Source organism: Streptomyces sp. NPDC034085 (assembly GCF_055575555.1).
Genome location: NZ_JBVISL010000001.1, coordinates 451,653 through 463,891, shown reverse-complemented (window position 1 = coordinate 463,891; position 12,239 = coordinate 451,653). Strand labels below are relative to the sequence as shown.

Here is a 12,239-nt window from a genome sequence, read left to right as displayed (position 1 = left end):
ATGACCTCCAGCCGTACCGCCGGGGCCGCGCGTCCGAGGGGCAGCCGCTCCCCGCTCGCCTCCTTCGGCCTGCACGCCACGCTCGTCGCCGCGTCCGTGATCGCCGTCTTCCCCGTGCTGTGGATCCTGCTGACCTCGCTCAAGCCGGCCGAGGACGCCATCAGCACGGACTTCGTGAAGGAACCCACCCTCGCGAACTACCACTACCTGCTCGAGTCGAGCCACTTCCTCAGCTGGTTCGCCAACTCCGTCCTGGTCGCCGGCGTCACCACCGTCCTCGGCGTGTTCATCGCCGCGACCACCGGATACGCGGTCAGCCGCTTCAAGTTCCCCGGCATGAAGCCGCTGATGTGGACCCTGCTCATCACGCAGATGTTCCCGATGGCCATCCTGATCGTCCCGCTCTACAACCTGATGGGAGAGCTCGGGCTGCTGAACCAGCCGCTCGGCCTGATCATCACGTACCTCACCATCGCCGTGCCGTTCTGCGCCTGGATGATGAAGGGCTTCTTCGACACGATCCCGGTCGAGATCGACGAATCCGGCCGCGTCGACGGCCTCAACCCCTTCGGCACCTTCTGGCGCCTGATCCTGCCGCTCGCCAAGCCCGGCCTCGCCGTGACCGGCTTCTACGCCTTCATCACCGCCTGGGGCGAGGTCGCCTACGCCTCCGCCTTCATGGTCGGCGAGGAGAACCTCACCCTCGCGGGCGGGCTGCAGACCTTCGTCACGCAGTACACCTCCAACTGGGGCGCCATGAGCGCGGCTTCCGTCCTCATCGCGATCCCGGCGGCGGTCTTCTTCCTCTTCGCCCAGCGTCACCTCGTCGCCGGCATGACGGCGGGCGCCACCAAGGGCTGACCACCCGGCGCCCGCCCCCGTACGACCGGCCCGACCTCTCCAAGGACACCATGACCCAGCACCTCGCCGACGCACTCCCCACCCCGACCGGCACCCAGCCCGGCTGGTGGAGAGACGCGGTGATCTACCAGGTCTATCCGCGCAGCTTCGCCGACTCCAACGGGGACGGCATGGGGGACCTCGAAGGCATCCGCACCCGGCTGCCCCACCTGCGCGACCTGGGTGTCGACGCCGTGTGGCTCAGCCCCTTCTACGCCTCCCCGCAGGCCGACGCCGGCTACGACGTCGCCGACTACCGGGCCATCGACCCCATGTTCGGCACCCTGCACGACGCCGACGCCGTGATCCGCGAAGCGCACGCGCTGGGCCTGCGAATCATCGTGGACCTCGTCCCCAACCACTGCTCCGACCAGCACGAATGGTTCAAGCAGGCCCTGCGGGAAGGCCCCGGCAGCACCCTGCGCGAACGCTTCCACTTCCGGCCCGGCAAGGGCGAGGACGGTGCGCAGCCCCCGAACGACTGGGAGTCCATCTTCGGCGGCCCCGCCTGGACCCGCGTCGCCGACGGCGAGTGGTACCTGCACCTCTTCGCCCCCGAACAGCCCGACTTCAACTGGGAACACCCCGCCGTCCAGGACGAGTTCCGCTCCGTCCTGAGGTTCTGGCTGGACCTGGGCGTCGACGGGTTCCGCATCGACGTCGCCCACGGCCTCGTCAAGGCCCCCGGCCTGCCCGACCTCGGCCGTGACGAGCAGCTCAAGCTCCTCGGCAACCAGGTGCTGCCCTTCTTCGACCAGGACGGCGTCCACGAGATATACCGCTCCTGGCGGCAGGTGCTGGACGAGTACGCCGGCGAACGCATCGGCGTCGCCGAGGCCTGGGCCCCCAACGTCGCCCGCACCGCCCTCTACGTGCGCCACGACGAGCTGCACCAGGCCTTCAACTTCCACTACCTGACCACCGGCTGGGACGCGGCCGCGCTGCGCGCCACCATCGACGACTCGCTCGACGCGATGCGGCCGGTGGGCGCCCCGACGACCTGGGTGCTGTCCAACCACGACGTCGTGCGCCACCGCACCCGCCTCGGCGGCCTGGACCGGGCGCGCGCGGCCGCGCTGCTGATGCTGGCCCTGCCCGGGTCCGCGTACGTCTACCAGGGCGAGGAGCTCGGCCTGCCGGAGGTCGTGGACCTGCCCGACGAGGTGCGCCAGGACCCCTCCTTCTTCAAGGCGAACGGGCAGGACGGGCTCCGCGACGGATGCCGCGTGCCGATCCCGTGGTCCGGCGACGAAGCCCCGTACGGCTTCGGCGAGGGCGGCAGCTGGCTGCCGCAGCCCGCGGAGTGGGCGGGTCTGAGCGTCGCCGCCCAGACCGGCGACCCGCGGTCCACGCTGGAGCTGTACCGCACCGCGCTGCGGATCCGGCGCGAGCACGCCGACCTGGGCGCCGGGGACGCGGTGGAGTGGCTGGACGCGCCCGAGGGGGTGCTGGCGTTCCGCCGGGGCTCCTTCGTGTGCACCGTCAACACGACGGACGCCGCCGTACGCATCCCCGCGCCCGGTTCCGTGCTGCTGGCGAGCGGCGACCTGGCGGCCGGCCCCGACGTCCTGCCCGGCGACACGGCGGTGTGGTGGCAGGGGTGAGCTCCCCGCTGCGGCTGACGGACATCGCCTCGCAGGCCCAGGTCAGCGAGGCGACCGTCAGCCGTGTGCTCAACGGCAAGGCGGGCGTGGCGGCCGGCACCCGGCACCGGGTGCTGGCCGCCATGGACCTGCTCGGCTACGAGCGGCCGGTCAGGCTCAAACGGCGCAGCAACGGGCTGGTGGGACTGCTCATACCCGAGCTGACCAACCCCATCTTCCCGGCGTTCGCCCAGGTCATAGAGCAGGCGCTGGCAGGGCACGGCTACACGCCGGTGCTGTGCACCCAGACCCCGGGAGGGGCCACCGAGGACGAGCTGGTCGAGCAGCTGGAGGAGCGCGGGGTCACCGGGATCGTCTTCCTGTCCGGCCTGCACGCGGACGCCTCGCAGGACCCGTCGCGCTACCAGCGGCTCTCGGCCCGGGGGCTGCCGTTCGTCCTCATCAACGGCTTCAACGAGGCGATCAGCGCCCCCTTCGTCTCCCCGGACGACCGGGCGGCCGCCGACATGGCCGTACGGCACCTCGAGGAACTGGGACACCGGCGGATCGGGCTGGCCATCGGGCCGACGCGGTACGTCCCCTCGGCGCGCAAGGAGCAGGGGTTCCTTGCGGCCCGGCCGGGGGCGGCGGAGGAAGGCCTGGTCCAGCGGACGCTGTTCACCGTCGAGGGCGGCCACGCGGCGGGCGGCGCCCTGCTGGAGCGGGGCTGCACGGGCGTGGTCTGCGCGAGCGACATGATGGCGCTCGGCGTCATCCGCGCCGCCCGCGAGCGGGGGCTGCGGGTGCCGGAGGACGTGTCGGTGGTCGGCTTCGACGACTCCCCGCTGATCGCCTTCACGGACCCCCCGCTGACGACGGTCCGCCAGCCGGTCCGCTCGATGGCCACGGCGGCGGTCGGAGCCCTCCTGGAAGCGGTGGCCGGCACCCCGGTCCAGCGCACGGAGTACGTCTTCCAGCCGGAGCTGGTGGTCCGGGGCTCGACGGGGCCGGTGGGGGGGTAGGGGGGCTCGGTGGGGCGGGGCGCGGCGGGGGTGGGGGAGCGGGGTTTCGGTGGGGCGGTGTCGGGGAGGGTTTGGGGGTTTCCCGGCAGTCCCATCGTCGTTCCGGTTCGGGTCGGTCCCTCAAGGGCGCTCCTTCGTCGCGTCGCTTCGCGATCGCCTTCGGCGACCCTTGACCGACCGACCCGCCCCGGAAAGCCGAAAGACTGCCGGGAAGCCCCCAAAAGAACGGTCACGGGGCAGGCGAGGCAGGAGCGGGCCCTCAGCGATGAGGCGAGGGGCCGGGGGCATGGCTACCTGCACGAAAAATGGTGACCAGGACAGCACGGCCAGCGCCCCGGCGCGACAGATCGCTACGCGCTCCTCATTGCTTGGCGTCCGGCGGCCGTCTGGGGCTGATACCCGCACCAGACGGTGACCGGAGCGAGGCGGCGGCCGGGTACGCGGGGAAAGGCCGCGGGGACGGCCCGGCGGTTGCCGGTCCGTCCCCGCGGTGGGAGCCGCTTCGGGTCAGGCGCCCAGGTGGTAGTTCTTCGCCCACTCCTTCGCGCCGGTCTTGTCACAGCTCGAGCTCCAGACCGGGCCCGCGAACGCCGGGAGGTTGTGCGGCACCGCGGCGAACGAGGTGCAGCTCGACGCGAAGCCGGCACGGCCGCCGTCGAAGTAGTTGAGGTCGACGTCGTCGGCCAGGGCGGCGCCGGCCCCGCTGAGCAGGATGCCGGCAGCCAGGAGGGACGCGGTGACAGCAGAACGAATACGCATGACTCCCCTTAAGGATCTGTGGAACGACGCGCCGGTCGGTCTGGGCGTCGGCCGGTCCAACGGTCGGGGAGTGCGGTGGGGAACGGGTGTTCACTCCAATGCCCGCAGCTGTATCGTTTCCGCGCCCTGCGTCCACCCCTGATGGCCAATCTTCCGCTAGCGCATGTCACAAGCTCCTGATCAACGTCTGGTGCAGGTATCAGCCCCCGGCGGTCGGCAGTCGCCGAGATGTGAGAAGCGTGTAGCGATCTGTCGCGCGCGTGCGCTCCCGCGCTGCTCTGGTTGCTGTTCGGTGCGGGTGGGGCCGGGCCCCCGACCCTGGGCGAGGGACGGGGGGCCCGGGTGCCCGGCGGGCCATGGCCCCGGCCCCTCGCCTCGTCCCTGAGAGACCCGCTCCTGCCTGTCCTCCCTGGTGACCGTTCTTTTGGGGGGTTCCCGGCAGTCTTTCGGCTTTCCGGGGCGGGGCGGTCGGTCAATGGTTGAGCGCAGCGAAATCGCGTAGCGACGCGACGAAGGAGCGCCCTTGACGGGCCGGCCCGACACGGAATGACGATGGGACTGACGGGAAACCCCCAAACCCTCCCTGATCCGGCCCAGTCGGGACACGGCTCCCGGGGCTCCGCCCCCGGTTCGGTCGCCCTTCGCCCACCTGCCGGAAACAATTCTGCAATCTCTTGCGCAAGGTCTTGCAACACTCCTGGGCGCCCCCTACGGTCGCGTGCAACCCCCACACCTCTCCCCGCCAGGAGGATCCCCACATGTCCCCGTCCCCGCGCGCCCGAAGAAGCCCCGCCCGCCGCTCCCCGGACCGCTCCCCGGACCGTTCCAGCCGCCGCCCCGCCCGGTCCCTGCTGGCCCTCGCCGCCCTGACCGCCCTCGCCGGTAGCGCGCTCGCCGGGCAGGCGCCGCAGGCGGTGGCCTCCGCGCCCGGGGGGAAGGACGTCACCGCCGTACTGTTCGAGTGGCGCTTCGACTCCGTCGGCAAGGCCTGCACCGAGTCCCTCGGGCCCGCCGGGTACGGGTACGTCCAGGTGTCGCCGCCGCAGGAGCACGTGCAGGGGGCCCAGTGGTGGACCTCGTACCAGCCCGTCAGCTACAAGATCGCCGGGCGGCTCGGGGACCGGGACGCCTTCAAGCGGATGGTCGACACGTGTCACGCCGCCGGGGTCAAGGTCGTCGCGGACTCCGTCATCAACCACATGGCCGCCGGCGACGGCGTCGGGACCGGCGGGTCTTCGTACACGAAGTACGGCTACCCGGGGATCTACTCCGGCTCCGACATGGACGACTGCCGGGCGACGATCTCGAACTACCAGGACCGCGCCAACGTCCAGAACTGTGAGCTCGTGCAGCTCGCGGACCTGGACACCGGCGAGGACCACGTACGCGGGCGGATCGCCGGCTACCTCAACGACCTGCTCTCCCTCGGCGTCGACGGTTTCCGGATCGACGCCGCCAAGCACATGCCCGCCGCCGACCTGGCGAACATCAAGTCCCGGCTGGTCAACCCGGGCGCGTACTGGAAGCAGGAGGCGATTCACGGGGCCGGGGAGGCCGTGTCGCCCTCCGAGTACCTCGGCACCGGGGACGTGCAGGAGTTCCGGTACGCCCGGGACCTGAAGCGGGTGTTCCAGAACGAGAACCTCGCCTACCTGAAGAACTTCGGCGAGGGCTGGGGGTACATGGCGAGCGGGCAGTCCGCCGTCTTCGTCGACAACCACGACACCGAGCGCGTCGGCGACACCCTGAACTACAAGGACGGCTCCGCCTACACCCTCGCCAGCGTGTTCATGCTGGCCTGGCCCTACGGCTCCCCGGACGTGCACTCCGGGTACGAGTGGAGCGACAAGGACGCCGGGCCGCCCAACGGCGGTGCCGTGAACGCCTGTTACGCCGACGGGTGGAAGTGCCAGCACGCCTGGCGGGAGATCTCCTCCATGGTCGGCTTCCGCAACGCCGCCCGCGGGCAGGGCGTCACCGACTGGTGGGACAACGGCGGCGACCAGATCGCCTTCGGGCGCGGGGCCAAGGCGTACGTCGCCCTCAACCACGAGACCGGCGCCCTGACCCGGACCTTCCAGACCTCCCTCGCCGCCGGGACCTACTGCGACGTCCAGAGCGGCCGCGCCGTGACCGTGGACTCCGGCGGCCGGTTCACCGCCACCCTCGGCGCGGGGACCGCCCTCGCCCTGCACGTCGGTGCCCGTACGTGTGCGGCGTCCCCCGCCGGGGCCTCCTTCACCGTCGACGCCACCACCTCCCCCGGCCAGAACGTGTACGTCGCCGGCGACCGCCCCGAGCTCGGCGGCTGGAACACCGCCGCCGCCCTCAAGCTCGACCCGGCCGCCTACCCCGTGTGGAAGCTCGACGTGACCCTCCCGCCCGGGACCTCCTTCGCCTACAAGTACGTCCGCAAGGACGCCTCCGGCAGCGTCACCTGGGAGAGCGGAGCCAACCGCACCGCCACCGTCCCCGCCAACGGCCAGGTCACGCTGACCGACACCTGGCGCAGCTGACCCCCCGCACCTCACCCACCGAGGAGAGACCCCTTGATACGCCCCGCCGCAGGAGCCCTCGCCGCCGCCCTGGCCGTGACGCTCCTGCCCGCCCTCCCCGCGGCCGCCGCCGCCCAGGCGCAGCCCCCGGCCCCGCCGTCGGACGCCAAGCTGGCCGCCGAGCCCGCCCGGCACGACCTGACCCGGGAGCAGTTCTACTTCGTGCTCCCGGACCGGTTCGCGAACGGCGACCCGCGCAACGACCGGGGCGGGCTGGCCGGCGGCCGCCTGGAGACCGGCCTCGACCCGACGGACAAGGGCTTCTACCAGGGCGGGGACCTCAAGGGGCTCACCGACCGGCTCGACTACATCAAGGGGCTCGGCACCACCGCCATCTGGCTGGCGCCGATCTTCAAGAACCAGCCCGTGCAGGGTGAGGGCGCCAACGCCTCGGCCGGCTACCACGGCTACTGGATCACCGACTTCACGCAAGTCGACCCGCACTTCGGCACCAACGCCGACCTGGAGCGGCTCATCGACAAGGCGCACAGGAAGGGGATGAAGGTCTTCTTCGACGTCATCACCAACCACACCGCCGACGTCGTCGACTACCGGGAGGGCTCCCACACGTACCTGTCGAAGGGGGCCTTCCCCTACCTGACCAAGGACGGGGTCCCCTTCGACGACGCCGACTACGGCGACGGGACCGCCGGGGCCGGCGGGAAGAAGAAGTTCCCCGCCACCGGTCCCGGCACCTTCCCCCGCACCCCCTTCGTGCCGGAGGGCAAGAAGGACCTCAAGGTCCCCGCCTGGCTCAACGACCCGGCGATGTACCACAACCGGGGTGACTCCACCTTCGCCGGGGAGTCCTCCGAGCAGGGCGACTTCTCCGGCCTCGACGACCTGTGGACCGAGCGTCCCGAGGTCGTCAGCGGCATGGAGAAGATCTACGAGAAGTGGGTCAGGGACTACGACATCGACGGCTTCCGCATCGACACGGTCAAGCACGTCAACACCGGTTTCTGGACCCAGTGGGCCACCGCCCTCGACGCGTACGCCGCCAAGCGCGGCCGCGAGGACTTCTTCATGTTCGGCGAGGTGTACTCCGCCGACACCGCCGTCACCTCCCCGTACGTCACCCGCGGCCGCCTCGACGCCACCCTCGACTTCCCGCTCCAGGACGCCGTCCGCGCGTACGCCTCCCAGGGCGCGCCCGCCGGCCGGCTGGGCTCCGTACTCGCCGAGGACTACCGCTACACCACCGACAAGGCCAACGCCTACGAGCAGGTGACCTTCCTCGGCAACCACGACATGGGCCGCTTCGGCTCCTTCCTGAAGCAGGACCGGCCCGGCGCCGGCGAGCAGGAGTTGCTGGAGCGCTACCGGCTCGCCAACGAGCTGATGTTCCTCTCCCGGGGCAACCCGGTGATCTACTCGGGTGACGAACAGGGCTTCACCGGCGCAGGCGGCGACAAGGACGCCCGCCAGCCGCTCTTCGCCACCCGCGTCGCCGACTACCTGGACGACGACCAGCTCGGAACGGTGCGCACACACGAGAGCGACGCCTACGATCCGGAGCACCCGCTCTACATGCAGATCAGTGCTCTCTCGAAGCTGACCAAGGCCCACCCGGCCCTGCGCGACGGCATCCAGACCGAGCGCCTCGCCGACGGGTCCGCGTACGTCTTCGCCCGCACCGACCCCAAGACCCGCACCGAATACCTCGTCGCCGCCAACAACAGCGGCACAGCCCGCACCGTGGAGATCGACGCCCCGCCCGGCGCCCGCTACCGCCCCCTGTACGGAGCCACCGGCCCCCAGGGCACCCCCTACGCCGGTCCCGCCCCGGTCACCGCCTCCCCGGCCGGCAAGCTCACCGTGCAGCTGCCCGCCCTCGGCACCACCGTCCTCCGGGCCACCGCCCCCCTGCCCGCCCCCGCCGCCAAGCCCGCCCTCACCCTCAAGGCCCCGGCCCCCGGCGCCTCCGGCACCGTCGAGCTGTCCGCCGACGTCACGGCCGGCGCCGGCCCCGGCGCCCTCACCCGGGTCGTCTTCGCCGCGCAGACCGGTACCGGCCCCTGGCAGGTCCTCGGCTCCGCCGACCACGCCCCCTACAAGGTCACCCAGACCATCCAGCCCGCCACCCCCGCCGGAACGCCCCTGCGCTACAAGGCCGTGGCCGTCGACTCCGCCGGCCGCACCGCCGGCGCCCTCGCCGCGTCCGCGACCGGCCAGACCCCGCCGCCCACCGTCCCCACCGCCACCCAGCGCGACTACGCCGTCGTCCACTACCACCGCCCCGACGGCGACTACGCGAACTGGCGCCTGTACGCCTGGGGCGACCTCGCCGACGGCGAAGCCACCCCCTGGCCCGAAGGCCACCCCTTCACCGGCCGCGACGCCTACGGCGCCTTCGCGTACGTCCGCCTGAAGCCCGGAGCCTCCTCCCTCGGCTACCTCGTCATCGACAAGGACGGCACCAAGGACGTCGCCGCCGACCGCACCGTCGACCTGACGAAGACCGGCGAGATCTGGCTCGAACAGGGCCAGGAGCCCGCCCGCACCGACCGCCCCGCCCACCCGCCCCAGGACCAGACCAAGGCCGTCCTGCACTACCAGCGCCCCGACGGCGCCTACGACGGCTGGGGCCTGCACGTGTGGACCGGCGCCGCCACCCCCACCGACTGGTCCAAGCCGCTGCTCCCGGTGCGCACCGACCCCTACGGCGCCGTGTACGAGGTCCCCCTCGCCGCCGGCGCGACCAGCCTCAGCTACATCCTCCACAACGGCGACCAGAAGGACCTCCCCACCGACCAGTCCCTCGACCTCAAGGCCACCGGCCACGAGGTGTGGATGCTGGGCGGCCGCGAGAAGTACCTCCTCCCGCAGCCCGCCGGATCCGCAGCCGCCCTCGACCTCGCCAAGGCCGAAGCCGTCTGGATCGACCGCGACACCCTCGCCTGGAACGCCCCTCCGAGTGCCGCCTCCGTCCAGCTCCTCGCCTCCCGCGACGGCCGGATCACCGCCGACGGCGGCATCCTGCGCGAGGGCGGCGCCCAGTGGCTGCGCCTGACCCGCTCCCCGCTCACCGCCGCCCAGAAGCAGAAGTTCCCGCACCTGGCGGCGTACGGCGCCTTCAGCGTCGACCCCCGCGACCGCGACCGGGTACGCGAAGCCCTGCGAGGCCAGCTCGTCGCGAGCGCCCGCGCCGCGAACGGGGCCGTACTCGCCGCCACCGGCGTCCAGCTCGCCGGCGTCCTCGACGACCTGTACGCCAACGGCACGCCGCTGGGCCCCGTCTTCAAGGACGGCCGCCCCACCCTCTCCGTCTGGGCCCCCACCGCCCAGCAGGTCTCCCTCGAACTCGACGGCCGCACCGTCCCCATGCGCCGCGACGACACCACCGGCGTCTGGTCGGTGCGCGGCGAACGCTCCTGGACCGGCAAGCCCTACCGCTACGCCGTCACCGTCTGGGCCCCCAGCACCCGCCAGGTCGTCCGCAACCTGGTCACCGACCCCTACTCCACCGCCCTGACCGCCGACTCCACCCACAGCCTGGCCGTCGACCTGGCCGCCCCCGAGCTCGCCCCGCCCGGCTGGAAGGAGCTGCGCAAGCCCGCAGCCGTCCCCTTCACCGGCGCCCAGATCCAGGAGCTGCACATCCGCGACTTCTCGATCGCGGACGCCACCACCCGCCACCCCGGCCAGTACCTGGCCTTCACCGACACCGGCTCCGCCGGCATGCGGCACCTGCGCGAGCTGGCCGCCGCCGGCACCTCCTACGTCCACCTGCTCCCGGCCTTCGACTTCGGCACCGTCCCGGAGAACCCGAAGGACCGCACCGAACCGGCCTGCGGCCTCGAGCCGTACGCCCCGGACTCCGAGGAGCAGCAGGCCTGCGTGGCCGCGGCCGCCGCGAAGGACGGCTACAACTGGGGCTACGACCCGCTGCACTACACCGTCCCCGAGGGCTCGTACGCGAGCGACCCGAACGGCACCGCCCGTACGGTGGAGTTCCGCAGGATGGTCCAGTCCCTGAACGGGGCCGGCCTGCGCACCGTCATGGACGTGGTCTACAACCACACCGTCGCCTCCGGGCAGTCGGACCGGTCCGTCCTCGACCGCATCGTCCCCGGCTACTACCAGCGCCTGCTGGCCGACGGAAGCGTCGCCACCTCCACCTGCTGCGCCAACACCGCGCCCGAGAACGCCATGATGGGCCGGCTCGTCGTGGACTCCCTCGTCACCTGGGCCCGGCAGTACAAGGTCGACGGTTTCCGCTTCGACCTGATGGGCCACCACCCGAAGGCCAACATCCTCGCCGTCCGCAAGGCCCTCGACGAGCTCACCGTCGCCAAGGACGGGGTCGACGGGAAGAAGATCGTCCTCTACGGCGAGGGCTGGAACTTCGGGGAGGTCGCCGACGACGCCCGCTTCGTCCAGGCCACCCAGAAGAACATGGCCGGCACCGGCATCGCGACCTTCTCCGACCGGGCCCGCGACGCCGTGCGCGGCGGCGGCCCCTTCGACGAGGACCCCCGCGTCCAGGGCTTCGCCTCCGGCCTGTTCACCGCCCCCAACGGATCACCCGCGAACGGCACCCCGGACGAGCAGCGCGCCCGCCTGCTGCACGCCCAGGACCTGCTGAAGGTGGGCCTGACGGGGAACCTGGCCCCGTACGCCTTCACCGACTCCGCCGGCCGCCGCACCAAGGGCTCCGAGGTGGACTACAACGGCGCCCCGGCCGGCTACGCGGCGGCCCCCGGCGACGCCCTGGCGTACGCCGACGCCCACGACAACGAGTCCCTGTACGACGCCCTGGCCTACAAGCTGCCCGCCGGCACCTCCACCGCCGACCGGGCCCGCATGCAGGTCCTGGCCATGGCGACGGCCGCCCTCTCCCAGGGCCCGGCCCTCTCCCAGGCGGGCAGCGACCTGCTCCGCTCGAAGTCGCTGGACCGCAACTCCTTCGACAGCGGCGACTGGTTCAACGCCCTGCACTGGGACTGCCGCGCCGGCAACGGCTTCGGCCGGGGCCTGCCGCCCGCCGCCGACAACCGCGCCAAGTGGCCGTACGCCAAGCCCCTGCTGAGCGGCGTCCCGGTGCCCGGCTGCGCGGAGATCGACGGCGCCTCCGCCGCCTACCGCGACCTGCTGAGGATCCGTACGACGGAAGCCGCCTTCGCCCTCACCACCGCCGAGGCGGTCCAGCAGCGGCTGTCCTTCCCGCTCTCGGGGCCGGGGGAGACCCCGGGCGTGCTCACCATGGCCCTGGGCGACCTGGTCGTGGTCTTCAACGCCACCCCCGCCGACCAGCACCAGCGCGTCCCCGCCCTCGCCGGCGCCGGCTACGCCCTGCACCCCGTACAGGCGCAGGGCGCGGACCCGGCGGTGAAGCGGTCGGCGTACGACCCGGCGACGGGGGAGTTCACCGCACCGGCGCGCACGGTCGCGGTGTTCAAGCGGGGCTGAGCCCGAGC

6 protein-coding genes are annotated in these 12,239 nt (G+C 72.3%); 5 read left to right on the top strand and 1 reads right to left on the bottom strand.

Annotation, left to right across the window (positions count from 1 at the left end; all coding sequences use genetic code 11):
* From ACZ501_RS02165 to ACZ501_RS02155, 3 genes are read left to right on the top strand one after another with little or no spacing between them, the layout of a single operon-like run.
* Window positions 1–861 (top strand): sugar ABC transporter permease, encoded by an 861-nt coding sequence (locus ACZ501_RS02165; protein WP_361600893.1) that lies wholly within the window; start codon window positions 1–3, stop codon window positions 859–861.
* Window positions 862–911: 50 nt separating this feature from the next.
* Window positions 912–2,504 carry a glycoside hydrolase family 13 protein gene (locus tag ACZ501_RS02160; protein ID WP_468791822.1) on the top strand — a complete coding sequence of 531 codons (1,593 nt, stop codon included), beginning with the start codon at window positions 912–914 and terminating at the stop codon, window positions 2,502–2,504.
* Window positions 2,492–3,505 carry a LacI family DNA-binding transcriptional regulator gene (locus ACZ501_RS02155; RefSeq protein WP_361600887.1) on the top strand — a complete coding sequence of 338 codons (1,014 nt, stop codon included), beginning with the start codon at window positions 2,492–2,494 and terminating at the stop codon, window positions 3,503–3,505. The genes ACZ501_RS02160 and ACZ501_RS02155 overlap by 13 nt, the downstream gene beginning before the upstream one ends.
* Before the next feature lie 507 nt (window positions 3,506–4,012).
* Here ACZ501_RS02155 and ACZ501_RS02150 read toward each other — a convergent pair.
* Window positions 4,013–4,264: a hypothetical protein gene (locus ACZ501_RS02150; RefSeq protein ID WP_468791819.1), complete on the bottom strand. Its 252-nt coding sequence runs from the start codon at window positions 4,262–4,264 to the stop codon at window positions 4,013–4,015.
* Window positions 4,265–5,022: 758 nt separating this feature from the next.
* Between ACZ501_RS02150 and ACZ501_RS02145 the strand changes: the two genes are divergently transcribed.
* Window positions 5,023–6,780 (top strand): carbohydrate-binding module family 20 domain-containing protein, encoded by a 1,758-nt coding sequence (locus ACZ501_RS02145; RefSeq protein ID WP_468791816.1) that lies wholly within the window; start codon window positions 5,023–5,025, stop codon window positions 6,778–6,780.
* Window positions 6,781–6,813: 33 nt separating this feature from the next.
* A complete protein-coding gene (pulA, locus tag ACZ501_RS02140; RefSeq protein ID WP_468791813.1) occupies window positions 6,814–12,231 on the top strand; it encodes a pullulanase-type alpha-1,6-glucosidase in 5,418 nt (1,805 codons plus the stop codon).
* The last annotated feature ends 8 nt before the right edge of the window (window positions 12,232–12,239 follow it).

Bases quoted from the DNA above. Each gene is read 5' to 3' on its own strand.
- ACZ501_RS02165 (WP_361600893.1), top strand. From the start codon at position 1: ATGACCTCCAGCCGTACCGCCGGGGCCGCGCGTCCGAGGGGCAGCCGC.
- ACZ501_RS02160 (WP_468791822.1), top strand. From the start codon at position 912: ATGACCCAGCACCTCGCCGACGCACTCCCCACCCCGACCGGCACCCAG.
- ACZ501_RS02150 (WP_468791819.1), bottom strand. From the start codon at position 4,264: ATGCGTATTCGTTCTGCTGTCACCGCGTCCCTCCTGGCTGCCGGCATC.
- ACZ501_RS02145 (WP_468791816.1), top strand. From the start codon at position 5,023: ATGTCCCCGTCCCCGCGCGCCCGAAGAAGCCCCGCCCGCCGCTCCCCG.